We start from the raw sequence: 24,620 nt of genomic DNA, 5'->3' as shown, positions 1-24,620 counted from the left end.
TCTCTATTACTCCTGACCGGGCGCTGAAGGTGAAGAAGGCGCAGTCAGTGTTTTTACCAGCTGATCTTTTAAGTTTGGCGGAATACCAGTGACAGTTAATGTATCAGTGGCTGGGTCATATTTAACCCGTTCGCCTAGTAATTTCCTATCAAAAGCGACACTCACACCACCACCTTGACCGCTGAACTTTGCCAGTTGCCTTACTGCAGCAGGGTCCGGTGCGAAAGACGGCTCTACCGGGGTTTCTAATTGCGCAACATAGCTAGTAAAGTCTCGCTGTGATGCAAGATCACTAGGTAAATGGGTAGATAGCTCTTTCACAGAAACATCGTCACCATCGTCTATTTTAGACTTCATGTACTCACGAACACTGTCTCTATGTTGCATTTTTTCACTTGAGTCTAACGACTCTTCCGCTAGATAAGCGTCAACCGAAGAGATTAAACGTTTGTTTTGTTCTTTAACATCGATGTGCTCTTCACACCCAATAAAATGGAAAAAGAAATCCGATACTTTTCTTCCCATTTTTCCTTTTATAAAGGCAACATGGCGATCTAACTCGGGTTGAGTAGCATATTGAGTTAAATCTATTTTTACTGCCAATTGCATACGGGCAATATCAAGATGTTCTTTCGAAGACAGCTCTAAGGCTTGATCCACTTCAATATGAGATTTGGTATTTAACAAGGCAATCATTAAATATTCCGTCGCTAAATATTCATAGTGCGTTATTACTACGAATCCAGTTTCAACGGTATTGGTATTTATCATGGCATCAAGTAGCAACTTCGTGGTTGATACACTGAAACTGTGAAAAGAGTCATTCATTGAACTCAAAAGTGTTTCAAACTCTGGCTTTTCATTGCTGAAGCCGCCTATGCCCTTACCCGGTTTAGTATTAAACCCATGATTAAGTTGATGGCAAAGAGACTCAAGCGCGGGAGAAGGCACTAAGCAATCTTCCCTTGCAGCCATGGCTAATTTTTCGTCGTTATCCAAACCAATTTGATGAACAATGAAGTTTCGTACAAGCATACTCATTAGTTAGTAATGGGCCTTTTTAGAATGTTTACAGAGCAACATGCTCACTTTTTCAGTGCGTATGCACATAAAGAGTTAAATCAAATTGGTATTATGTCACAACTAAGGCTTATAATCGTATTAATATTTGCTTTGTAAACACTTTTCTCATGCCGCAAACAAGCCGTTTTAACAATAATGAAATAGAAACGATCATGAATGAAATTCTCGTCGTTTTAGAAAACCACAATGCCGATAAAGACCTTTCTCTTATCGCTTTGGGTAATGTATTAAGTCATATTTTCAACCACAATGTCCACGGCGATCACAAACGCGAACTGGTTGAAACCTTCTCCAATGTTTTACGCAAAAGCGTAAGTTAATAAAGAAGTCTGAATTTTGATTTTAAGTGAATCACCACGCCGCCAACGAGTAACTAAAATGGTTTCTTGGGGACATTGGTTTGCATTAGCGAATATTGTCCTAGCCTTAGTTATTGCATCCATTTATATATTTTCATCTCCTGCGCCAGGTAGCTGGCTTGGGAATACATTCATGCTTGCTAATTGGTTGGGGCATATTAGCTTTATTACCTTTTTTGGCTTTGTTATTTTTGTTTTACCCTGCTGTTATCTCGTAACCAATGAAAAAGCCATTCGATTAGTAGGCTCTGTTGTTGCGGCACTAGGGTTGTCATTGCTGACATTTGACGCGCTATTATACACCCGCACAGGATTCCATATTAGTTTTAACGCTGCACGATTAGTCAGTAGTGAAACTGAAACACGCATTGTCGAATTTGGTTGGCAGCAATGGGTTTATCTTTGCCTCCTCTTATTGATTTGGTTAACAAGCCAGCTGGTGATTAGCAACTCTATTTGGCGACGTATGGAAAGGTTAGCCAATTATAAATTTGGCCCTTCTTTTACAAGCTTTTTCTTAACCTGTTTTATCGCCAGCCACGGCATTCACATCTGGGCAGATGCACATCTCTATCAACCCGTTGTAAAGCAAGACAACTTATTTCCTTTGTCTTACCCCGCTACCGCAAAAACAACTATGTCGCGTTATGGTTTGCTTGATTTAGAAACGTATAAGCAGCGAAAATCTTTACAGTTTAACGATGATATTTCGAATATCAAATACCCTTCTGAACCTATTTATTGCGGTATAAACAAGTCATTGTCTGCGGTAGTCTTGGTACAAACAGATAACGCGGTTTTATCTCAATTGCCATCTGAACTTAGTTTTAAATCTGATTTTTTTGGCACAGCCTCATCGTTTGAAAACAACTTGGTAACCTCAATATTCGGTGTTCCCGAGTTTTATGCAGATACCTTAATTAATAAGCAACCTGTGCTATTAGCTTTGCCTCAAGCGCAAGGTATGCAGGTATCAGTAAGTTACGATGGTGATGTTTCAAACCCAGCTATAAGCCATTATAAAAAGCCATTTTCATCGTTTGAAAATGGCATTCATATTGGTTATATGACCGGAACTGAGATTACCGACGCCCTTGCCAGTCTGTCTATGACTGACACTATAGTAATGGTCGTTTCAGCAAAAAACGGTAAAGAACAAACATCGAGTACACTGTATACCAATTTAGAGATAGCCAGTAGTAATGCGAGTAATGAAGATATAGCGCCTACCATATTGAGTGCATTAGGATGCCAATCGCCTATCGATAATTACTCTACAGGCCGAGACTTAGTCAATCCAGCGCATAATTGGATAGTGAGTACCAGTGGTGAGAGGATCATCGTAATTCACAATATGCAGCAAATTGATGTGATGAGTAACGGTAATTATGAAATCATTAATTTACAAGACAACACACGTAGCAGTGAAGGGTTAAACATTCGTTTATTGAGCCAAGCCATTAAACATTTAACTCGCTTTTCTGAATCACATTAAATCAGTGGCTTGATACTGGATAACTGGGACGTCGCTACAATAGCGCCATTACTTTGTAATATGTGTTGGCGCTTTTGTTCTTTTACATCAGCTGTAAAGTAGTAACTGGTTTTAACCTGCGCAGCTACTGCAGCCTCAATATCACGCCAACTATCTCCAATTAATACGCTTTGTTCTGGATCTATACTGTGCTCATTTATGGCCGTGGTTAGCATGCCCGGCGAAGGCTTTCTGCATTCGCATTCTTTCAAGTAAGGCCCTTTAGCTTCAGTCGGATGATGAGGGCAATAATATATAGCATCAATGTTAACATTAGATTTTGCTAACGATGTTTTCATCCAATGACTTAAAATATGGAAGTCTGATTCTGAATAATAGCCTCGGCCAATTCCCGATTGATTGGTAACGATAATCAACTTATATCCTGCCATTTGAAATCGTTGCATCAGCGCTATAATACCAGGGATCCAAACGAAGTCTTCAGGCTTATACAGATACGCAATATCCTGATTAATGACACCATCTCGGTCTAAAAAAAGGGCTTTATTTTTATTCATTGATTTTTATTCTGTGAAAAAGCGTTCAATTAACGACTTAGGTACAGCTTCTATGTCAGGGTAAAGCCATTTAGGGGAATGATCTTTGTCGATTAATCGCGCTCTTACACCTTCTTGAAACTCTCCAACTTCAGCACATCGAGTACTCATCAACAGTTCCATTTCAAAACACTCTTCTAAGCTCATGGTAACGCCTCTTTGCATTTGTTCCCACACCAAATGCGCACTAATTGACGAGCCTGCTAAAAATGACTGTTTTGCTTTGTATAACCAAGGTGTTGTTGCGTCAATGCTGTTTATCAGTGCAGATGCAGCCTGCAGGCTTTGGGTTTTGCCTATTTTTTCGAAAAAGCCAGCGTGCTGTTCTAATACACACTCAGTACTTTTGTAAGGAAGACTTAAGCCGTTTATTACACTGCTAGTGATATCAGCGGTAAGAGGTGTATTTTTACTAACAGCCACAAGCTCATTAATCAAACCTGGTAACGAACCATTGGCTAATAATGCTGAGGCTAGACCAATGTTCATTGCATCATACGCATTGCAATGAGCCCCCGTTAACCCCAAAAATAAGCCGACGCCATCAGGAAGCCGAGATAAAAAATAACTTGCCCCAACGTCTGGGTACAAACCGATGCTAATTTCGGGCATAGCTAATCGAGAGTTAGGTGTCACAATTTTGTGGCTAGCGCCTGCAAATAGCCCTAAACCCCCACCCATAACATAACCTTCACCAAAGGCAATAATGGGCTTTGAGTACTGATGAATAAATAAATCTAATTCATATTCAAGGGTAAAGAAATCACTTACGCCTTTTGGCATTCCCTTAGCTTGCTTAACCATATCATCATACATAGCAACGACATCGCCACCAGCACAAAATGCCTTGTCTCCTGCGCCAGAAATAAGTATGACAGAGACAGAATCTTCATATTGCCATTGCTTAAGCTCAGAGAGTAACGCCTTGGCCATGTCAAAATTTAGCGCATTGTGGGAACTTGGACTATTCAGCGTAACTTGCTTCATTACACAATTATCATGTAACTCTACATCGCTAATAATAAGGGAAGTAGAGGAAACATTATTTGTATTCATTGTCTTATAATACGCATCTAGATGTTCGATAAATTAAAGTATACACAATTTCAAGGATGACGATTAACAAAGCTCTTGCTATGCTCAAAGGCAACCAATTGTAACTAATAGACACAATGGATCATCAATTACGCTTAGCCATCGTTGAAGATAATGCTACTGCGCGCACTAATCTGCGTAGCAATTTGCTGCCGTTAGGGCTTTTCGACATCTATAGCTTTTCTAATGGCAACGAGCTTCGTTCAGCATTAAAACGCATGAAAATTGACGTTATCATTATTGATTACCATTTAGGGCAACATAGAAACGGCGTTGATTGTGTACATTCGCTATTAGTGTCGGGCCATATCAAACCGAGTACCGGTATTATTTTCATGACCGGTGAACGCAGCGCCAAAAACATTGGCCAAATAATGGATTTACATCCCGATGTATTAATTCTAAAGCCTTATACAATGGCAGTATTGCTGCGTCATATTAATCACTATATTGAATCACGTGAAATACTCAATGACGTGAAGTTATTAATGGATGCTAAGCACTTCTCAGATGCGCTAAAGCAAACAAAAGCCTTGGTATTACAGGCACAAAATAAACAGTCTCCATCGAGTAAATTTTTACCCGATTTAAACCGCCTCTTTGCTCAGTTATTAGTTCAGAACGGTTTCTACACGGCTGCAAGCAAATTATATGATTCAGTGTTACAGCGCTCACACAAGGTTTTATGGGCGCACTGGGGCAAAATTAAATGTCAGTTCTTTTTAGGGGAATGGCAGGAATGTGAAAGCACATTAAAGCTGATGCTGAGGTCAAGTTTTACTCGAGACAGAGCATTTGAGTGGTTGGCGAGCTTAAGCATTGAAGAAAAATCGTATAGCGAAGCATGTGAACACTTAGACAATATAAATGTAAGTAATTTAAGTATATCTGCAACAAAATTAAAGACCTTCGCTTTTCGCAAGCAAAACAAAGTACTGGAAGGCATATCATTATTGCAGAAGCAGCGAGAACATAATCGCAGTGTACGAGAGCTGTTCGATGAATTCACCTGCGAGTTAGCTGAGTTCTATATTGCTATCGCAGAAGAAACACCTAAAAATCAAAGATCTGAAAGCCTATCACAAGCGAGAAAGCTCATCGGAATGGGCACTCGAGGTGAGTCAGACCTTCAATTAAAAGTACAACGAGAAGTATTAATCGCCTACTCCGCAACACTCGAAGGTGATATTGATAAAGCCAAACGGATTATTGAAGAAACCTCTCTTCTCACATTAAATAATGCACATCCGTCAGCATTATTTACTGCAGCAAAAGTCTTTCATTCTATGGGAGACATAGAAACAGCAAAAGGCTTGCTAGCCCAAGCAGAAATGCGCCTAACCTTATCCCAAGACCAAACATGGTTAAGCGTTATGAATGCAGGTTTAATTGAAAGTGAAAAGCACGTAGGGATTGACCAAGAAAAAGCCGTAAGATTAAATGAAGAAGGTATGTTGCTGTTCTCCAATAACCAAGCTGAAAAAGCCATGCCTTTATTCTACAGCGCATACCAACGAATATCCTCTATGCCCGCATTCTCATTGAACCTACTTCAATGCATGGTTGAACTGGGTAAAGAGTCTTATCGTCATGTCACTATTGATTTAATAATAAATGAAATCTCTCAGCTGTCGCTCAATGCAACCAACGAGCATAGATTTAAAACCATTAAAAACAATATGGGTTACGTTAAAAATTCAGGCGCCCATCTTAATCAGAGCTAAAGTTGGTTATACTCCTCTACTATTACCTTACGTCATTTAAGCCTTTTTATGCCTAAAACTGTTTATGATTTCAACGCAACATTATCAAATGGTTCTGAGCTAGCTCTCAGCACATTTAAAGATTCCGCTTTGCTAATTGTCAATACGGCCAGCCAATGTGGCTTTACTCCTCAATATGAAGGCTTAGAGAAAATGTATAATCACTACAAAGAGGCTCCATTTTCAATTTTGGCATTTCCCTGCAACCAGTTTGGAAATCAAGAGCCTAATGAAAACCAAGAAATTGCAAATTTCTGTACCGCTAAGTTCCGTGTTTCTTTCCCTTTATTTGCAAAAATTGAAGTGAATGGAAAAAATGCCCACCCTCTTTATACTCATTTGAAATCCGGTGCACCTGGCGTTTTAGGTAGCGAAAGAATAAAATGGAATTTCACTAAATTTCTAGTAAACAAACAAGGAAAAGTAATTAAGCGTTTTGCGCCAGCAACCCAGCCCAATCGTTTGTATCAGGATATTGACACAGTTTTAAACTAACGCGGACGTTAATCGAAATACCGAAAACATCCCAAAAACTCACTTTTATAAAAAGATATTAAAATGAATGCAGTTTTATTTGTGCTTTGTACCCTTGTTTGGGGATCCACCTGGATAGCTATCAATTATCAGATAGACAGTGTTGACCCAATTGTTGCTGTTTCGTGGCGCTTCACTATTGCCGCTGTGTTCCTTGGTCTTTGGGGGCTATTCACAAAACGCTCGTTTCGTTTACCTAAACGTGTACATATAGGCGCGCTCTTTGTTGGCCTATGTTTGTATACATTGGACTATTCCTTTTTATATGCGGCACAACAGCACATTGTAAGCGCGATACTAGCAGTTTTGAGTTCATCGGTGATTTACTTCACTGTCTTATTACGCTGGATAGTATTAAAAAAACCTGTTCGTATAGAAGTTTTTCTAGGCGCAACCTTAGGTTTGTTCGGCACTATCGCGATATTCTATCCCGAGTTCGACAAAATGTCCGTACAGCAAAATTTAGCCCTTGGTCTGTTATGCGCTTTGTGTAGTTTCATTGCTGCTTCGGTTGGAAATATCATTTCAGAAAAAACACTAGATAAGAGTACACCTGTTGTTCAGTTCAACTTTTTTGCCATGGCATACTCTCTTATTTTTCTATATGGGTTCGGGTTAGCGTCTGGTGCTCACTACACTCTACCGCCTTCCACTGAATTTTACGTCGCTCTTTGCTATTTAGCCGTGTTTGGTTCTGTGTTTGCGTTTGGTGCCTACATGAAGCTTATACAGCGTATTGGTTCTGACAGAGCAACTTACGTTGTACTTATATACCCTATTGTTGCCTTGGGTATTTCCACCTTTTTTGAGGGATATATTTGGACAATAACATCAGCCATAGGTGTGGTCGTAGTGCTTATAGGGAATGTTATTGCCATGGGTAAACTCAATCGATTAGTTTACCGTGGCAAAGACATGGAAGTACTTACCTAACCACAAATAAGGCTCAACACCCGCGTATTGTTTTTCTAATTTAAACAGTAATTCAAATTCGCTATCGTCAATGGGCCGCTTAACGTAGTCATGAAAGCAACGGATCCCCGCTTTGCTTTCAATATTCAAATTTAATGCGTTTAATGCACTAAGCAATTCTCGTGGCGCAATAGGGTTTTGCGGGTTTAAACGCACCTGCTTTTTGGCTTTCATATCTCTATCGACATAATCAAAATTCCCGTAGGCCATGCTACCAAAGCGCAGCGCATCTTTATTAAATGCACTAAGCGATAACAGCCCTTTCGGCTTAAGGAAGCTCACTATGTGCGTCAGCTGTTCAAGCGGGTTAGCCAACCACTCTAAAACGGCATGACAAATAACTAGGTCATATTTCTCAACCGAGGAATAGGACTGTAATGAGCTACAAAAAAATTCCGCTTTTTCGCTACTTCCCAATAATACTTTTGCTTTATTCAAAATTTCATTGGACGGGTCGACAACATCAACGCTGTGTCCCAAAGCCAAACATTCTTTTGCCATAATGCCCGTACCGCAGCCTAAATCTAACACCCTAAGATTTTTGCTATGTTTAAGTCGTTCTGTGATCAAATCAGTAAGCAGCGCATGCCTTAATTTACCTTTCAGCGTGCCGTAGATATTCTTATCAAATTTACCTGCTATACCATTAAAATGGGTATCTGAAGTCATTGTGTGTCTTATCATTAAGCTGGATTAGGAATATCGATAAACTGGACGTCTACATCGTGGTTTTCAGCAATCCATTCACCTAATGCTTTAACGCCATAACGTTCAGTAGCGTGATGCCCTGCGCAGAAAAAATGAATTCCCATTTCTCGTGCAATATGTACTGTTTGTTCAGAAACCTCTCCGGTAATAAAGGCATCTACACCGGCCTCAACAGCTGCATCGATATACCCTTGCCCGCCGCCAGTACACCACGCAAGTGTGCGTATAGGAGAATCACTTCCTACCCACAACACATCTCTTTCCAAGCTGCTTTCTAGGTGACATTTAACTTCTTTACCGCTAAGAGGTTTACGGCTAGAGCCCGAATAAACAATGCCATTAGGTTTCACATCAGAAACAGGTGAAACATCATCCAACTGCAATAACTTTCCTAGTTGAGCGTTGTTTCCACACAATGGATGTACATCTAAAGGAAGGTGGTACGCTATCAAATTTACGTTATTATCGAGCAAAGATTTTATACGCTTGTATTTCATTCCTACTAAAGGCTGACTTTCTCCTTTCCAAAAATACCCGTGGTGAACCAAAATTGTATCGGCTCCCACATCAATTGCAGCATCAATTAGCGCTTGAGATGCTGTAACACCTGACACTATTTTATTAATAGTATCAGTACCTTGAATTTGTAATCCATTCGGACAAAAGTCTTTAATCTCTTTCGGTTTCAGTAGAGAATCAATAGAAGATAGAAGTTTTTTTCTCAGCAGACCCATAACAATTCCATAGCATTTAAACGACAAATTAGACAGCGAAATTAAAACGCGTTATAAAAGGAACTTATTATAACATCCCGACTAGGTTCAATTAGATAAAATGACAAAGTTAGACAAAGATGAAGTAATACAGGCATTTTCTAATGCTTATTCCAAAGCCAATGGAAAAACACCTGAAATTACAGCAAAAGGTGGTTGGTACAGTGTGGACGGAGGCAAAAATATAAGGTTAGCTCAGTTGCAAGAAATGACTGACAACTTATCAAGCGCTAGCCCATCAGCTGAAAAACCTAAAAAATCAAAGAAACCGGCTAAGACAAAAAAGGTCAAAACCGCAAGCTTTTCAGTTAAAGATTTTTGGGAAAATAAAATTATGGATAACAATAAAGGTGCAATTAAGCCTCGCTAACTCGCTAACCTCTTAAACTATAAAAAGGTAACAGAAGGCGCAATATAGCGTTAGCGTTTGTAGCATGCTGAAAATCCGCTTCTACAAGTTCTGACAATGCTATTTGTATCGTTTATAGTAAAATCAAAGAAACAAGCGTAATCGCCAAAATAGCGTTTCCTTTGTAACCCAAGGAGCGCTTTTTGCTATGTTTGATATAGCAACTTGAAGTTCCAATTCCTATTGAGCGTTTAGGAACAACTTGATTTTTTTCCTAGCGAAAGGTGATTAACCACTACTGCGTTAACATTAGTCGCAAGCACTAACGTTTCTTAGCGTATTCTGAGCGCTCCTTTTATAGGCATCAAAGGACCGCTCAGCAACAGTAACTATACTATCTTGAATGTTTACTACTTAAACCAAGTAGATGCCCTGCTCCATACGCGCATCAATGTTTTTTCTAGCACTGTGGCACCAGCAATGCCAAATTTTTCTGCCACGCTCTTTTTAAGTGAGTATTTAACTGCAAAAATGTCTCTGCTTTCATTGCTTTGCATCAGATAATCATCAGATGTAGTAATTTCATCTACCAATGCCAGTGTTTTCGCTTGCTGGCCATACCAATGTTCACCCGTTGCGACTTTATCAATATCTACGTCTTGTCTATTTGATCCCACATGATGTTTAAACATTTCATGCACTTCACCTAACTCTTCTCTAAACTTCTCTCTACCTTCATCGGTATTTTCACCAAATACCGTCAAGGTACGTTTAAAGTTACCTGCAGTGTGTTGTTCAAATTCGATATGATTGTTCTTTAACAGCTTATTAAAATTAGGTAATTGAGCAATTACACCAATAGAGCCAATTATTGCATAAGGCGCTGCCAATACTTTATCTGCAACACACGCCATCATGTAACCGCCGCTTGCTGCAACTTTATCTACCGCTGCAACTAGCGGAATGTTTTTATCTTTAATACGCTGAAGCTGAGATGCGCCAAGACCATAACCATGTACGACACCACCACCACTTTCAATTTTCACTAAGACTTCGTCTTTTTCGTTAGCAATACACAAAATAGCAGTGACTTCTTCTCTTAAATGATCAACTTCATTGGCGTCCATAGAGCCGTTAAAATCAATCACAAATAATCTGGGCAATGACTCTTGATTTTTGGCTTTCGCTTTTTGCTCTTTCTTTTGTTCTTTTGCCAACTTTTTCAAGTCAGCTTTTCCTAAAACCATTTCTCTTGCGTAATCAGTTACGTCGTCTAATTGATTACTGATCGATTTAAAATCTAGTTGACCCTTTTCAGGTTTTTGCTTAATCGCAGCCCCAGCAATTAAACCTGCAACAATGGCAACAGCAATCACAATCGTCGCTGCTTTTGCGAAAAATAAACCGTATTCAAATAAAAATTCCAATGGTTACCTCTAAAAATCATATTATTTTACTTTTCCTTAGTGTATCAGCCTAAAGAAAAGGTTACGACAAGTGAGTAATTTTGAATAAAAAAAACCGGAGCATATAGCTCCGGCTTTGAGATATTAGCTACTTTCAGTTTGCAACTACAGTATCGTCAGTAATAACAATCGCTGTACCTTGAGAAGCAATATAGGCCGCAACTTGACGTTGCATCTCGGCCGTTACTGCAGGATTAGCAGTTGGGCTTAAACTTGATAAATGTGCGCCAGCATTGAATTGTACAATTCCACTCACAGCACTACCCGATACACCTTGTGTGGTTGACGAAACTTGTTCTAAGCCAACAACACCTGCATAAGGGAATTGTCCTGATAGAGGCAAGGCTGTTTGAATAGCAATCACTTGGTCTGGCGGATTTTGCTCTGTTCCATCTCCAACAACCGTAAGCATGAGTGTTGGTGTGTTACCTCCTAAAATACCACCGTAGTTTATTGGGTCGCCAGCATCGAGAACAGACTGAGCAGCAAAGATAAACTGAGAAAACACAGCGTTTACCTCTTCAGTTTGCTCTTCATTTAAAGCCGCTAAGAACTCATCACTTGTAGCGATTAGTGTCTCTCTTGGAATATCGATGGTTCCAAAGTTGGTTAATATTAGTTGTTGAAAGTCTTCCAATCCGCCCAGTAGTAAATTAGCGCGAACTTCAGGTCCAAATGCAGGTGACTCTAACAGGAAGTTAGCAATACCACCGCCTGGCGATTCTAAAACGGCTGTTTGAACTTCAAAAAGGCTATTCAATGGTGCTAAATCCCCTTCAAATGGTGTATTTGCTACAGCCGCAAATGTGCCACCCGTTATAGCTCCAAGAGAAACGCCCATAACAGACACGTTTTGTGGGTTAATATTAATACCTTGAGTAGACGTTGCATCAACGAGGGCATTTAATCCCAAACGAAGCCCTAGCATATCCGATGCACTTTGACGTGGGTTGTCACGAGCGGTAGGTAATGAGCTCAAATTCATATAATCCGTTACCATAGATGATGCATTGATTTCATCGACACCATCACCGTCGGTATCAAACCCTCTTCCGCCGTGTAATGGGTGATCAATGGCTACAGAGGCAATACCTGCTAAAGATAAGGCGCCAGATATTGCAAGCATATTTTCTTTACGCCCCATAATACCGTGCATTAAAATAGCAACCGGCCACCCGGCATCAGGCTCAACAATGGGAAACCCAAGTGCTGCGGCAATCGTCGGATTTGGCACTGTCACTTGCACGTCAAGTACCATATTTCCATCAACATCACCTTTCGGCTGTGGCACAGGGCTAAAGCGCGTTAAATTGCGGGCAGGATCTAGAGACTGGCCGTCCACGATTAAATCAGCCAATCCAACTTGAGAGCACAAAGCTCCATTAGGGCCTGGTGTTGCCGTTGCCAATACCTCAACAGGCGTACTTGCTAGAACGACACCACTATCACAAGCCGAAGTCCAAAATTCAGTACGAGGCGCATTTGGGTTTTCGTCGCTTGGAAGCGCTAAATAGTAAGGCAGTGAAACTGTTGCATCAAAACGCTGTGCAGCACAAAACGGCCCAACTTGTTCAAGAATACCGGTTGCAACCCCAACTGCAAAGTCGTTTACAAAGCCAAATACAGGCTCGAAGGCACCAGACACAGTGCCAAACAAGCCATCACAGGTTGTCAGTGAAGAAAAATCGGTACTTTCAATCACTGGAATTAAACCAACAGCTTCAGCAGGCAATTGAGAAATACCTAGCTGAACTGCACCATCGACGGTTTCTTGTTGAACTAAACCTAGGGTTTCCATCGCATTTTGAGGCCCCACAGCATCAGTAGCAACGATAACTGGCAGCGCTTCTCCTGCTGTTGGGTCTCCTGCAGCAAACCGCGCTGCAAACTCCGCAACATAAAGTTGTTTAACGGTGTTAAGCACATCATCAATACTTTGTGTTGTAAAAGCAGACACATAGCTAATGTTCTCTCTTTCAAAACCAATTCCTAAAAGAGGGTCTATCAAGGAGTTAACAATACCTTGAAGGGCTAGTTGCTCATCAGTCGCCAACGGGAACTCTAAAATATCTCGACTAACTGATTCCCATGTTAGTGAACCTTGAACACCATTACCGTTTGTATCTAGCAAGTCAGTTGTAATAACTAACATGTGCCCCTGTGCTTCTTTTAACGGGCGCAAAGGAACAAAATTAACCGTATCATCATCGGCAAGGGAAAGAACGTAATCAACACCAAACGTCAACTGGTCACCTATTTTGCATCCTGCAGAAGGAATGGTGATTTGCGCACAATCAGGATCTCGGTTATCAAGGCCTAAGGTGGCTTCAAACAAGAGTATACCTGCAGATAAGGTTGATTCATCTAATGCCGTTCCGGCGGGTACATCGATGTTAATAGCAAAAGGGTGAGAGGTAGACCATCCATCCAAAACATTGAGTGCGTTTTGTGGATCAGCAAAATCAGTGGGGTCATCTACCGGAATATTAAGCGTAAAATCGAAGAAACCATCATCTCCGGGTAAAATAAGTAAATCATTAGGGATGTTTAAATCGCCCGTTGCTGGGTCAAACACGACTCGAGAAAAAGGGCTTGCTGGAGGCGTTTCATCTTGAATATCTTGAAGGGTTTCATCGCTACCACAACCGATAAGCCCCAAAGCCATAGCTATGCTAGTGCACAGTATAAGTTTTTTCATCTTCACTCCCTTATAAATCATTATTTTTGGTCCTTAAATTAATTATAATTGTACATGTTACAACAAAGAATACGGCGTAGAATTGACAAGTAAAATCAGTCGATGTCGTTCAATACTATTGGCTTTACTTTTGTTTTGCAAAGGTTTGTTAAAGCTTTGTAACTATAGTGAATAAACTCACTCGCCTTGACGTTATGATTTCTCGTTTAGAGAACAATGACTCTATAATTAATAAACGCAGCCAATAGGAAATAGGTAAATGACAAGTTCAGTAACGTCAAATGATAGATTGAAAAACAAAATCATTTTAATTACTGGTGCAGGCGGTGGAATTGGAAAGCAAGCAGCACTAACCTTCTCACAATATGGTGCAACCTGCATATTACTCGGCCGCACTGTCAATAGATTAGAGCAAACGTACGACGAAATTCTAGCTAAAGGCTACAATGAACCCTCTATTTTGCCTTTAGACATGAAAGGAGCAACCCCAAGTCACTATAAGCAGATGGCTCAAACAATCACAAATGAATATGGGCGACTTGATGGCTGCCTACACAACGCAAGCCAACTTGGCAGCTTATGCCAGTTTAAAGATATCGAATCGCAGCAGTGGAATGACGTATTAAAAGTCAATGTGACGGCAACGGCACAAATGACACAAGCCCTACTTTCGCCTTTATCCTTAGCAAATTCGGCATCAATCGTGTTTACATCATCCAGTGTTGGCCGTAAAGGTCGTGCATTTTGGGGAAGTTATAGCGTGTCGAAATTTGCAACAGAAGGCATGATGCAAGTTTTAGCTGATGAATACAAAAGCTCGTCAATGCGTTTTAATTGTATTAACCCTGGTGCAACTCGCACGGAAATGCGTGCTAAAGCCTATCCAGCAGAAGACCCTTTAACATTAAAAACCGCAGAAGACATTATGCCAACCTATGTCTATTTAATGAGTGATGAAAGTAAAAACGAAAACGGGCAGTCGTTCGACTGCCAGCCAAAGTAACACACAAGGCGGTTTTAACCGCCTTGTTGTATCTTAGCCCACGTATCTCGCAACCCTACGGTTCTATTGAACACAGGCGTGTCGAAATGAGTGTCTCGACAAAAATACCCTATTCGCTCAAATTGCCACGCGCTAAAACCTTGTTCAGATTGCAACGCACTAGGCTCAATGTAGCCTTTTTTCACTTCAAGGGAATCTGGATTTATTGCGCCAGTAAAATCGTCTTCCTTCGCAGGACTCGGAACGGTGAAAAGTCGATCGTACAATCTAAACTCCGCAGCACACCCTTTAGACGCATCAACCCAGTGAATTACCCCTTTCACTTTTCTACCATCAGCTGGGTCTTTACCTAAGGTCTCATCGTCATAAGTACAGTAAACCGTAGTCACGTTACCATCCTCGTCTTTCTCTACACGGTTTGCTTTAATCACGTAAGCGTTTCTAAGGCGTACTTCTTTATCTAGTACTAACCGTTTAAACTTTTTATTTGCAGACTCTCGAAAATCTTCTGCTTCTATCCACACTTCGCGACTAAATGGCAACAAGCGAGTTCCCATCGCTTCATTACTAGGGTGATTCGGCGCTACCAGTTCTTCGTGTTGATCTTCTGGGTAGTTTTCAATAATGACTTTAATCGGATCTAAAACCGCCATAGCCCGTGGACCATTTTCATTCAAGTCGTCGCGAATGCAGCTTTCGAGCATGCTCATTTCAACTTGATTTTCCATTTTGGTCACGCCAATTCGCGCACAAAATTCGCGGATAGCGCCCGCTGTATAGCCTCGTCTGCGCAAACCTGCAACAGTGGGCATACGAGGGTCGTCCCATCCATCAACAAATTTTTCTTCAACTAACTGTATGAGTTTACGTTTACTCAGCACAGTATATTCTAGATTAAGACGAGAAAATTCGTATTGCCTTGGTACAGTATCAATAGAAATATTTTCAATAACCCAATCGTATAATCTGCGATTATCTTGAAATTCTAATGAACAAAGCGAATGTGTAATGCCCTCAATGGCATCAGAAATACAGTGAGTAAAATCGTACATGGGATACACACACCATTTATCACCGGTTTGGTGGTGGTGAGCATGCTTAATACGGTAAATTACAGGGTCGCGCATCACCATAAAGGACGATGCCATATCTATTTTAGCACGTAGGCAGCACTTACCATCTTCGTACTCACCGGCCGTCATTTTTTCAAATTCTGCCAAGTTCGTTGCTACGTCAGTATCGCGGTATGGGCTGTGTGTTCCCGCTTGGGTTAAGGTTCCGCGCATTTCTCGAATTTCTTCTTGAGAACAAAAATCGACAAACGCCAAACCTTTTTCAATGAGCTCGATAGCATAACCATGAAGCTGGTCAAAATAACCCGATGAATAGCAAGGCTCACCCGCCCACTCAAAACCCAACCACTGTACGTCTTCTTTTATCGCATTGACGTAAGAAATATCTTCTTTCGTGGGGTTTGTGTCGTCAAAGCGTAAATTACAACTTCCCTGATAATCTTGAGCAATACCAAAATTGAGACAAATAGATTTAGCATGGCCTATATGTAAAAAGCCATTAGGTTCAGGAGGAAATCGCGTCTTAATCGTGGAGTGAACTTTATTCGCGATATCTTTATCGATAATTTGGCGAACAAAATTGGTCGGACGATGCTCAGTCTCGGCCATGAAGATAATACCCTTATTCTTAAAAATTATTAGTCATCTTCGATTATAACACTTAGAAAATTTTCGTCACCCGTATTAAAAAAGCGCTATAAAGACATTGAAAAACACTCGCTATTTTAATTGTTTACAAAAATTACTGTATACATGCAGCTGAGCCCTTGCTTTTAGAAATTAAAATCGCTTCTTCTACTAGTATTTTTGATGATTCTAAATCACCCATAACATCTAAATTATTCAGCCAATTACGTAACAACTCCTCATCATAAAACATCAACAATGACGCTTTAAAAACTTGCTCACTCTCCATGGAATCACGTAGGTATTCGTTTTCATTTTCCAAAAAGCGATACTGCTTATTGTCGCCTTGAGCTTTATATATAATCTTTTGTAACGCTATTCCTGCTAATTGCGAAAAAATAGTGGAGCTTCTTTTTTCAAGGTTGTGTCCTAACTCTACACAAGCATTCATCTTAGCAAGATCATTTATCCCTGCTTTACACCAATCAAAAATAGGTGAATATCCGATAGCTCTTGCTGCATCAACACCGATTCCGTTAATCACATTAGAGTAGAAATCAGTGGCAGTTAAACCTTCAACAGCTTGGGCGTACAACTTAATTCTCTCCCCTCTTCTTTCGTTAAAAAAGGAGGTTCTCCCAAGCTCTAAAATTGCTTTCAGCACTTCCTCGTCATTACCTGAAGTAGCAAAAAATGAAACAGCGTAAAGCCACATAGCCCCATTTTCTTTATCTGAATCAATAGCTGCGTCTATAAAGTTTTTTGTACATTTCGCACTTGAGCATAAGGATAAAATCTCCATTAATACCAGCGGTTCGTTAGCAAACTCCCGGTTATATTCGAGTAATAAGTCAAACCTAGATTGTTCTTTTGGGGGGACTGCAAATAGCGCATATTCCAACAATCTATCTTGTGATGTGGAATTAAATAAAGAATTTAAATATTGCTGTTGTATGTCAACATGACCATCGTCTTCTAACGAATCTTCTAGATCGCACTCAATAATTAAGCCTTTATTAGATTCATCAGTACTAAGCTCAATTTGAGGCTGCTGGTAGGATTCGGGAATTGAGTCTATTCGCTGTTTATCGTTATCAGAAATGGGTATTACCATATCTGCTAGTTTTTCAACGGGATAAACCTTAGCTGTATCGCCATGGTGAAAGAATAGCGTTGCGATAAAAACAAGGGCAGTTACAAATAACAGTGTTTTATTTCTAAACATTGAATCAGTCCGTTTGCTCTGTGTTTTTACAAGCCCTTTTAAAAACACACTAAGTGTTTAACTACCTTAGGTCAACACTGGAATCCAACCTGTTTAAAAGCTAACTATGCTAAATGAGTTATGAAACCGAAATCGAACTATCACTGGAAAAACGTCGATTGAATAAAATTTACGTAAAAAAAAGCCCAGACTTTCATCTGGGCTTTTTTAGGCAATAATTAAAAACTAATTACCAACCTGTAGTTTCGCGTAATGCTTTACCGATATCAGCTAGTGAACGTACTGTTTTTACGCCCGCAGCTTCTAGTGCAGCAAATTTCTCGTCAGCAGTACCTTTACCACCAGCGATAATTGCACCAGCATGTCCCATACGCTTACCTGGAGGCGCTGTAACACCTGCAATGTAAGATACAACAGGCTTAGTTACGTTAGCTTTGATAAACTCAGCAGCTTCTTCTTCTGCAGAACCACCAATTTCACCAATCATAACAATCGCTTCTGTTTTAGGATCTTCTTGGAACAACTTCAAAATATCGATGAAGTTAGAACCAGGAATAGGGTCACCACCAATACCTACACAAGTAGATTGGCCAAAACCTTCGTCTGTAGTTTGCTTAACCGCTTCGTACGTTAATGTACCAGAACGAGAAACAATACCTACTTTACCAGGCTTGTGAATGTGACCAGGCATGATACCAATTTTACACTCCCCAGGTGTGATAACACCAGGACAGTTAGGACCAATCATGCGTACGCCTTTTGATTCTACGTATTCTTTAACATAAAGCATATCCAAAGTAGGAATACCTTCAGTAATACATACAACCAATTCAATGCCGGCGTCTACTGCTTCAACAATTGAATCTTTACAGAAAGGAGCTGGAACATAAATAACTGTTGCAGTTGCACCAGTTGCTTCAACAGCTTCGCTAACAGTATTAAATACTGGAAGACCTAAATGCTCAGTACCGCCTTTGCCTGGTGTTACACCACCAACCATTTGCGTACCGTAAGCAATCGCTTGCTCAGAATGGAAAGTACCTTGTCCACCGGTAAAACCTTGGCAGATAACTTTAGTGTCTTTATTAATAAGTACAGACATTATTTGCCCTCCGCAGCGGCAACAACTTTCTCAGCGGCATCTGTTAGAGACGCTGCTGCAATGATATCTAAGCCAGAGTTAGCAAGAACATCACGACCTAATTCAGCATTTGTTCCTTCAAGACGAACAACTACAGGTACTTCAACGCCTACTTCTTTCACTGCGCCGATGATACCTTCAGCAATCATGTCGCAACGTACAATACCGCCGAAAATGTTAACCAAAACGGCTTTAACATTGTCGTCAGAAAGAATGATTTTGAATGCTTCTGCAACACGTTCTTTCGTTGCGCCACCACCAACATCTAGGAAGTTAGCAGGCTTGCCACCGTGAAGGTTAACAATATCCATAGTACCCATCGCAAGACCGGCACCGTTAACCATGCAGCCAACGTTTCCGTCTAGTGCAACATAGTTAAGCTCGAAAGAAGCAGCGTGAGCTTCACGAGCATCTTCTTGAGATGGATCGTGCATTTCTTTCAGCTTAGGCTGACGATAAATCGCGTTGCTGTCGATACCTACTTTAGCATCTAGGCAGTGAAGGTCACCGTCTTCTTTAATAACAAGCGGGTTAATTTCAATTAACGCTACGTCTAGTTCTTCAAACATTTTCGCTAAACCTAAGAAGATTTTAACGAACTGTTTGATTTGAACACCAGAAAGGCCTAATTTAAACGCCATTTCACGTGCTTGATAAGGCTGCGCACCAACAATTGGGTCGATCGCTGCTTTAAGAATTTTTTCAGGCGTTTCTTCTGCTACTGTTTCAATTTCAACACCACCTTCCGTTGATGCCATAAAGACAACACGACGAGTAGTACGGTCAACAACAGCACCAAGATATAGCTCGTTAGCAATATCAGTACAAGACTCTACTAAAATTTGACTTACTGGCTGGCCATTTTCATCTGTTTGAAAAGTGACAAGGTTTTTACCTAACCAGTTCTCTGCAAATGCAGCAATGTCTTTCTTGTCTTTAACAAGTTTTACACCGCCTGCTTTACCACGTCCACCAGCGTGAACTTGACATTTAACAACCCACTCAGAGCCGCCAACTTTATCCGCTGCTTCAACAGCACCTTCCGGTGTATTGGCTGCGTATCCTTCAGAAACAGGTAAGCCGTAAGCTTTAAACAGCTGTTTACCTTGATATTCATGCAAATTCATGGTGTTTCTTTCCGATCTTTATTAAGGGAGAAGCCGCTTTCACGACATGATTTAGAGTCTTCTGATATTGGCTTACACCAACATCAGAAGTGTCTCAATTCGAGTTTAAACGTCTAAAACTAGACGAGTTGGATCTTCCAGCATTTCTTTTATAGCCACTAAGAAGCCAACAGATTCTTTTCCGTCAACAATTCTGTGATCATAAGAAAGTGCTAAATACATCATAGGAAGTATTTCAACTTTACCATTAACCGCCATTGGACGATCTTGGATTTTATGCATTCCCAAGATAGCACTTTGTGGAGGATTAATAATAGGTGTTGATAACAATGAACCGAATACACCACCATTAGTAATAGTGAAGTTACCGCCCATTATTTCAGCCATAGATAATTTGCCATCACGGCCTTTAATCGCTAGCTCTTTAATGCCTTTTTCAATACCAGCCATACCTAAAGTATCAGTGTCTTTAAGTACTGGAGTCACAAGACCACGTGGCGTAGAAACTGCAATAGAAACATCAAAATAGTTATGATAAACAATATCATCGCCATCAATTGACGCATTCACTTCTGGGAAGCGCTTCAGTGCTTCAGTAACTGCTTTAACATAAAAAGACATAAAGCCTAATTTAATGTCATGACGCTTAACGAAACTGTCTTGGTACTGCTTGCGAAGATCCATAATTGGCTTCATGTTAACTTCGTTAAACGTCGTTAACATCGCAGTAGAGTTTTTCGCATCCAATAGACGGTTTGCAATAGTCTTACGTAGACGGGTCATTGGTACGCGTTTTTCTGAACGTTCACCAGCCGGAACTGCTACAGGTGCTGAATCCGCTTTCGCCGCCGCAGGTGCCGGTGCTTTAAGATGTTTTTCTACATCTTCTTTAGTGATTTTTCCACCTTTGCCTGTGCCTTTAACTGACGCAGGATCAATGTCTTTTTCAGCAAGCAAACGACGTACTGAAGGACTTAACGCATCAGAATCATCTTCTGCTTCAGCAGCTGGTGCACTTACAACCGCTGCGCTAACTGCGCCAGCTGCAAATTTACCAATGACTTCTTCTGCTGTTACAGTGGTACCTTCCGCAGCAAAGATTTCAGTAATAGAGCCGTCAGCTGGCGCTACAACTTCTAAAACAACTTTATCAGTTTCAACGTCTACTAAATTTTGGTCTCTAGACACGCTTTCGCCAGGCTGAACATGCCAAGTGGCAATGGTCGCATCAGCTACAGACTCTGGTAATACTGGAACTTTAACATCAACCGCTTCAACAGATGCCGCTGGTGCACTTGCTGGCGCTTCTGCTTTAGCAGCAGGTGCCGCTGCCGGAGCCGCTGCACCGCCTTGTAAAAGCTGACCAATAACTTGCTCGCCTAAAACGGTAGCGCCCTCTTCATCAAGGATTTCACCGATAACACCATCTTCTTGTGCAACAACCTCTAACACTACTTTATCAGTTTCGATGTCTACTAGGTTTTGGTCGCGTTTGACGCTATCGCCGGACTTAACGTGCCATGTAGCGATAGTTGCATCGGCTACTGACTCTGGTAGAACCGGAACCTTAATTTCTATTGTCATTTTTGTTCCTTATTTAATCGTGAGGGCGTCTTCAACCAACGCTTTTTGTTGTTGATTGTGAACGGATACATAGCCTACTGCAGGAGACGCCGAAGCTTCTCTACCTGCATAGGTTAATACGGCACCATCAGGGATAGCCTGCCAGAAATGATGTTGGCTAGAATACCAAGCACCTTGGTTCTGAGGTTCTTCCTGACACCAAACCCAATCAGTAACATGCGCATATTGAGCAATGACTTTTGCAAGTTCTTCTTGTGGGAATGGATAAAGCTGCTCAAGACGAACAAGAGCAACATCGTTTTGTTCATTTTTACGTCTTTGTTCAAGTAAGTCGTAATATACCTTACCTGAGCACATAACAACGCGTTTAACATCTTTTGGATTCAGCTCGTCTATCTCACCAATCACGTTATGGAACACACCAGCAGACAATTCTTCAAGAGAAGAAACTGCTAATGGGTGTCTCAATAGCGACTTAGGCGACATAACAATAAGAGGCTTACGCATTGGACGAACAATCTGGCGACGAAGCATGTTATACACTTGCGCAGGAGTACTAGGTACACACACCTGCCAGTTGTGGTCTGCACACAACTGTAAGAAACGTTCTAAACGCGCAGAACTGTGTTCTGGTCCTTGACCTTCATAACCATGAGGAAGTAATACCGCTAGACCACATAAACGGCCCCACTTTGCTTCACCAGAGCTTAAGAATTGGTCAAATACAACTTGGGCACCGTTGGCAAAATCACCAAATTGCGCTTCCCAAATTGTTAGGCAACTTGGCTCAGCAGTCGCAAAACCATATTCGAATGCCATAACCGCTTCTTCTGATAGAACCGAGTCAATAATTTCAATATCGCCCTGACCTTCAGAAATATGCTGTAAAGGAATATAAGTTCCACCATCGGCTTGGTTATGCATAACCGCGTGACGATGGAAGAAAGTACCACGACCTGAATCTTGTCCGGTAAGGCGAATATCGCTACCGCTATCCACAATACTTGCGTACGCCAAGTTTTCAGCCATACCCCAATCAAGCAATTTTTCACCATTGATCATGGCTTTACGATCTTGATAAAGCTTGTTAACTCGAGACTGTAATTTTACTGATTCAGGATGTGAAATAAGCTGTTCACCTAGAGATTTTAATTTCTCTACGCTTAAACTTGCATCATATGCAACGTCCCAATCATGTCCAAGGTAAGGAGTCCAATCTACAGAGTGCTCTGTCATTGGTCGCCATTCTTCAACAACACAAGCACCGTGATCTAAACCAGCGCGGTATTCGTCCATAAGACGTTCAACATCTGATGCATTGACTACACCTTCAGATTGAAGTTGATCCGCATATAAAATACGAGGCACAGGATGCTTTTTAATTTTTTGATACATTAATGGTTGAGTAGCATTTGGCTCATCAGCTTCGTTGTGACCGTGTCGACGATAGCACACTAAATCAATCACGATATCCCGTTTGAATTTATTGCGGTATTCCAATGCAAGTTTGGTCACAAACATAACCGCTTCAGGGTCGTCAGAATTAACGTGTAATATCGGCGCCTGAACCATTTTCGCAATATCAGTACAGTACTGAGTAGAGCGAGTATCTTCCGTTTTAGACGTAGTGAAACCGACTTGGTTATTAATCACTATTCTAACCGTTCCGCCAACAGCGAAACCACGGGTTTGAGACATGTTAAATGTCTCTTGTACAACACCTTGACCTGCTATAGCAGAATCGCCGTGAATGGTAATAGGTAATACATTATGGGTATCGTAATCTCTACGACCTAATCTCGCTCTTACTGACCCCATTACCACTGGATTAACAATTTCCAAGTGAGATGGGTTAAAGGCAAGTGCTAAATGAACATTGCCTCCTGATGTTGCGAAATCAGACGAGAAACCAGCGTGATATTTAACATCACCAGCGCCTAATGATTCGTCGTGTTTACCAGAGAACTCATCAAATAAAACCGATGGGTTTTTACCTAAGACGTTAACTAATACGTTTAGACGTCCGCGGTGAGCCATACCCACAACAACTTCTTTAGCACCTGCTGCGCCAGCTTCGTGAATAAGCCCTTTAAGCATAGGAATAAGCGCGTCGCCGCCTTCAAGAGAGAAGCGTTTTGCGCCCGGAAACTTAGCACCTAAGTACTTTTCCATACCATCAGCGGCAATCAAACCTTTCAAAATAGCGATTTTCGCATTCTTATCGATTTGAGGCTTAGATTCTACAGATTCGATTTTGTGCTGTAACCAACGCTTTTGTTCGGTGTCGGTGATATGCATGTATTCTGCACCAATAGAACCACAATAAGTTCTATTCAGCGATTTAAACAAGGCACCTAGCGCCATAGACTCTTCGCCAACAGCGTAAGAACCTACGTTGTAGCTTTTATCAAAATCTGATTCGCTTAACGAATGATGTGAAAGTTCTAAGTCACGCACTCTTTCTTGTTGCCACAGTCCGAGTGGATCCAAATTAGCATGCTGATGACCGCGAAAACGAAATGCGTTGATAAGTTGTAAAACTTTAACCTGCTTTTCGTCTGACGTATTCGAACTAGGAGAGGTATTTTTACTTGCTCTGGCTAAAGGCCCAAGAGCAGCGAGCTTTTTAAATTCGGCGCGAATCTGACTATGGTTAGTATCAATTGCTACTCCATCGACAGTTGGAAGTTGATCAAACTCCTGACGCCATTCGTCAGAAACACTTAAAGGATCGTCTAAATAGGCTTCATACATCTCTTCGACATACGGAGCGTTAGCCCCTGCCATATGCGACGATTCCCACCACGCTTTCATCACGCTATCTTGCATTATTTTGCCTTGTCCTGCTCACACGTTAGGATAATACTTTTATTTTACCCTTGTATGGCCCTGTAACCCAACCTTATTTATCATGTTTTTACTCATTTTTGACAAAAAAATAGCTGTCTT

Annotated in this window: 20 protein-coding genes; 7 read left to right on the top strand and 13 right to left on the bottom strand. The window is 41.0% G+C overall.

All coding sequences use genetic code 11. The features are described from left to right. Positions 1 to 6: 6 nt before the first annotated feature. The gene (locus J3L16_RS07580) at positions 7 to 1,041 is read right to left on the bottom strand and encodes a nucleoid-associated protein (protein ID WP_207612290.1); all 1,035 of its coding nucleotides are present in this window, start codon (positions 1,039 to 1,041) and stop codon (positions 7 to 9) included. A 194-nt stretch (positions 1,042 to 1,235) separates the two neighbouring features. Here J3L16_RS07580 and J3L16_RS07575 point away from each other — a divergent pair, with 194 nt between their 5' ends. Further along, positions 1,236 to 1,403 (top strand): DUF1414 domain-containing protein, encoded by a 168-nt coding sequence (locus J3L16_RS07575; protein ID WP_207612289.1) that lies wholly within the window; start codon positions 1,236 to 1,238, stop codon positions 1,401 to 1,403. A gap of 16 nt (positions 1,404 to 1,419) precedes the next feature. Beyond that, a complete protein-coding gene (locus tag J3L16_RS07570) occupies positions 1,420 to 2,937 on the top strand; it encodes a DUF3413 domain-containing protein (RefSeq protein WP_207612288.1) in 1,518 nt (505 codons plus the stop codon). Here J3L16_RS07570 and gmhB read toward each other — a convergent pair. Together gmhB and J3L16_RS07560 are read right to left on the bottom strand one after the other, a co-directional pair. Further along, a complete protein-coding gene (gene gmhB, locus J3L16_RS07565) occupies positions 2,934 to 3,494 on the bottom strand; it encodes a D-glycero-beta-D-manno-heptose 1,7-bisphosphate 7-phosphatase (protein WP_207612287.1) in 561 nt (186 codons plus the stop codon). The two genes, J3L16_RS07570 and gmhB, sit on opposite strands and share 4 nt — an antisense overlap. 6 nt (positions 3,495 to 3,500) lie before the next feature. Continuing rightward, the gene (locus J3L16_RS07560) at positions 3,501 to 4,589 is read right to left on the bottom strand and encodes an enoyl-CoA hydratase/isomerase family protein (RefSeq protein ID WP_207612286.1); all 1,089 of its coding nucleotides are present in this window, start codon (positions 4,587 to 4,589) and stop codon (positions 3,501 to 3,503) included. A gap of 116 nt (positions 4,590 to 4,705) precedes the next feature. Here J3L16_RS07560 and J3L16_RS07555 point away from each other — a divergent pair, with 116 nt between their 5' ends. The 3 genes from J3L16_RS07555 (at position 4,706) to J3L16_RS07545 (ending at position 7,858) form a co-directional block, all read left to right on the top strand. Then, complete coding sequence (locus J3L16_RS07555) at positions 4,706 to 6,352, top strand: response regulator (RefSeq protein WP_207612285.1); 1,647 nt, start codon at positions 4,706 to 4,708, stop codon at positions 6,350 to 6,352. A 48-nt stretch (positions 6,353 to 6,400) separates the two neighbouring features. Next, complete coding sequence (locus J3L16_RS07550; protein ID WP_207612284.1) at positions 6,401 to 6,886, top strand: glutathione peroxidase; 486 nt, start codon at positions 6,401 to 6,403, stop codon at positions 6,884 to 6,886. 63 nt (positions 6,887 to 6,949) lie between these two features. After that, positions 6,950 to 7,858, top strand: a complete 909-nt coding sequence (locus tag J3L16_RS07545; protein ID WP_207612283.1) for an EamA family transporter — start codon at positions 6,950 to 6,952, stop codon at positions 7,856 to 7,858. On the opposite strand, the gene J3L16_RS07540 is transcribed toward J3L16_RS07545, so the two are convergent. Both J3L16_RS07540 and J3L16_RS07535 read right to left on the bottom strand, forming a co-directional pair. Then, positions 7,820 to 8,566, bottom strand: coding sequence for a methyltransferase domain-containing protein (locus J3L16_RS07540; RefSeq protein ID WP_207612282.1), 747 nt, complete (start codon positions 8,564 to 8,566; stop codon positions 7,820 to 7,822). The genes J3L16_RS07545 and J3L16_RS07540 overlap by 39 nt on opposite strands. A 14-nt stretch (positions 8,567 to 8,580) precedes the next feature. Beyond that, positions 8,581 to 9,339 (bottom strand): Nif3-like dinuclear metal center hexameric protein, encoded by a 759-nt coding sequence (locus tag J3L16_RS07535; protein ID WP_207612281.1) that lies wholly within the window; start codon positions 9,337 to 9,339, stop codon positions 8,581 to 8,583. A gap of 100 nt (positions 9,340 to 9,439) precedes the next feature. Here J3L16_RS07535 and J3L16_RS07530 point away from each other — a divergent pair, with 100 nt between their 5' ends. Further along, positions 9,440 to 9,748 (top strand): hypothetical protein, encoded by a 309-nt coding sequence (locus J3L16_RS07530; protein WP_207612280.1) that lies wholly within the window; start codon positions 9,440 to 9,442, stop codon positions 9,746 to 9,748. A 389-nt stretch (positions 9,749 to 10,137) separates the two neighbouring features. On the opposite strand, the gene sohB is transcribed toward J3L16_RS07530, so the two are convergent. Both sohB and J3L16_RS07520 read right to left on the bottom strand, forming a co-directional pair. Beyond that, positions 10,138 to 11,154, bottom strand: coding sequence for a protease SohB (sohB, locus tag J3L16_RS07525; protein WP_207612279.1), 1,017 nt, complete (start codon positions 11,152 to 11,154; stop codon positions 10,138 to 10,140). Between the two features lie 133 nt (positions 11,155 to 11,287). Beyond that, positions 11,288 to 13,891: a VolA/Pla-1 family phospholipase gene (locus tag J3L16_RS07520; RefSeq protein WP_207612278.1), complete on the bottom strand. Its 2,604-nt coding sequence runs from the start codon at positions 13,889 to 13,891 to the stop codon at positions 11,288 to 11,290. A gap of 259 nt (positions 13,892 to 14,150) precedes the next feature. On the opposite strand from J3L16_RS07520, the gene J3L16_RS07515 reads away from it, so the two are divergent. Then, positions 14,151 to 14,894 (top strand): YciK family oxidoreductase, encoded by a 744-nt coding sequence (locus J3L16_RS07515; protein WP_207612277.1) that lies wholly within the window; start codon positions 14,151 to 14,153, stop codon positions 14,892 to 14,894. A gap of 14 nt (positions 14,895 to 14,908) precedes the next feature. Here J3L16_RS07515 and glnS read toward each other — a convergent pair whose 3' ends face one another. From glnS to J3L16_RS07485, 6 genes are all read right to left on the bottom strand, one after another. Next, entirely contained in the window at positions 14,909 to 16,576 is a 1,668-nt protein-coding gene (gene glnS / locus J3L16_RS07510) for a glutamine--tRNA ligase (protein ID WP_207612276.1), read from the bottom strand. Positions 16,577 to 16,709: 133 nt separating this feature from the next. Then, positions 16,710 to 17,819 carry a hypothetical protein gene (locus tag J3L16_RS07505; protein ID WP_207612275.1) on the bottom strand — a complete coding sequence of 370 codons (1,110 nt, stop codon included), beginning with the start codon at positions 17,817 to 17,819 and terminating at the stop codon, positions 16,710 to 16,712. Positions 17,820 to 18,048: 229 nt separating this feature from the next. Then, entirely contained in the window at positions 18,049 to 18,921 is an 873-nt protein-coding gene (gene sucD / locus J3L16_RS07500) for a succinate--CoA ligase subunit alpha (RefSeq protein ID WP_207612274.1), read from the bottom strand. Next, the gene (sucC, locus tag J3L16_RS07495; RefSeq protein ID WP_207612273.1) at positions 18,921 to 20,087 is read right to left on the bottom strand and encodes an ADP-forming succinate--CoA ligase subunit beta; all 1,167 of its coding nucleotides are present in this window, start codon (positions 20,085 to 20,087) and stop codon (positions 18,921 to 18,923) included. Before sucC ends, sucD begins: the two co-directional genes overlap by 1 nt. 105 nt (positions 20,088 to 20,192) lie before the next feature. Next, complete coding sequence (odhB, locus tag J3L16_RS07490; RefSeq protein ID WP_207612272.1) at positions 20,193 to 21,671, bottom strand: 2-oxoglutarate dehydrogenase complex dihydrolipoyllysine-residue succinyltransferase; 1,479 nt, start codon at positions 21,669 to 21,671, stop codon at positions 20,193 to 20,195. A gap of 9 nt (positions 21,672 to 21,680) precedes the next feature. Continuing rightward, positions 21,681 to 24,500, bottom strand: coding sequence for a 2-oxoglutarate dehydrogenase E1 component (locus J3L16_RS07485; RefSeq protein WP_207612271.1), 2,820 nt, complete (start codon positions 24,498 to 24,500; stop codon positions 21,681 to 21,683). Positions 24,501 to 24,620 lie beyond the last annotated feature (120 nt).

The sequence above is a fragment of the Alteromonas sp. 5E99-2 genome, from assembly GCF_017368475.1.
Lineage (GTDB): Bacteria > Pseudomonadota > Gammaproteobacteria > Enterobacterales > Alteromonadaceae > Alteromonas_F.
Note: the sequence above shows the minus strand (reverse complement) of the source record. Positions and strands in the feature narration are given on the sequence as shown.

What these genes read in the sequence shown, in the direction of transcription:
- J3L16_RS07580 (WP_207612290.1), bottom strand. Translation starts at nt 1,041, where the DNA reads ATGAGTATGCTTGTACGAAACTTCATTGTTCATCAAATTGGTTTGGAT.
- J3L16_RS07575 (WP_207612289.1), top strand. Translation starts at nt 1,236, where the DNA reads ATGAATGAAATTCTCGTCGTTTTAGAAAACCACAATGCCGATAAAGAC.
- gmhB (WP_207612287.1), bottom strand. Translation starts at nt 3,494, where the DNA reads ATGAATAAAAATAAAGCCCTTTTTTTAGACCGAGATGGTGTCATTAAT.
- J3L16_RS07560 (WP_207612286.1), bottom strand. Translation starts at nt 4,589, where the DNA reads ATGAATACAAATAATGTTTCCTCTACTTCCCTTATTATTAGCGATGTA.
- J3L16_RS07555 (WP_207612285.1), top strand. Translation starts at nt 4,706, where the DNA reads ATGGATCATCAATTACGCTTAGCCATCGTTGAAGATAATGCTACTGCG.
- J3L16_RS07550 (WP_207612284.1), top strand. Translation starts at nt 6,401, where the DNA reads ATGCCTAAAACTGTTTATGATTTCAACGCAACATTATCAAATGGTTCT.
- J3L16_RS07545 (WP_207612283.1), top strand. Translation starts at nt 6,950, where the DNA reads ATGAATGCAGTTTTATTTGTGCTTTGTACCCTTGTTTGGGGATCCACC.
- J3L16_RS07540 (WP_207612282.1), bottom strand. Translation starts at nt 8,566, where the DNA reads ATGACTTCAGATACCCATTTTAATGGTATAGCAGGTAAATTTGATAAG.
- J3L16_RS07535 (WP_207612281.1), bottom strand. Translation starts at nt 9,339, where the DNA reads ATGGGTCTGCTGAGAAAAAAACTTCTATCTTCTATTGATTCTCTACTG.
- J3L16_RS07530 (WP_207612280.1), top strand. Translation starts at nt 9,440, where the DNA reads ATGACAAAGTTAGACAAAGATGAAGTAATACAGGCATTTTCTAATGCT.
- J3L16_RS07520 (WP_207612278.1), bottom strand. Translation starts at nt 13,891, where the DNA reads ATGAAAAAACTTATACTGTGCACTAGCATAGCTATGGCTTTGGGGCTT.
- J3L16_RS07515 (WP_207612277.1), top strand. Translation starts at nt 14,151, where the DNA reads ATGACAAGTTCAGTAACGTCAAATGATAGATTGAAAAACAAAATCATT.
- glnS (WP_207612276.1), bottom strand. Translation starts at nt 16,576, where the DNA reads ATGGCCGAGACTGAGCATCGTCCGACCAATTTTGTTCGCCAAATTATC.
- J3L16_RS07505 (WP_207612275.1), bottom strand. Translation starts at nt 17,819, where the DNA reads ATGTTTAGAAATAAAACACTGTTATTTGTAACTGCCCTTGTTTTTATC.
- sucD (WP_207612274.1), bottom strand. Translation starts at nt 18,921, where the DNA reads ATGTCTGTACTTATTAATAAAGACACTAAAGTTATCTGCCAAGGTTTT.
- sucC (WP_207612273.1), bottom strand. Translation starts at nt 20,087, where the DNA reads ATGAATTTGCATGAATATCAAGGTAAACAGCTGTTTAAAGCTTACGGC.
- odhB (WP_207612272.1), bottom strand. Translation starts at nt 21,671, where the DNA reads ATGACAATAGAAATTAAGGTTCCGGTTCTACCAGAGTCAGTAGCCGAT.
- J3L16_RS07485 (WP_207612271.1), bottom strand. Translation starts at nt 24,500, where the DNA reads ATGCAAGATAGCGTGATGAAAGCGTGGTGGGAATCGTCGCATATGGCA.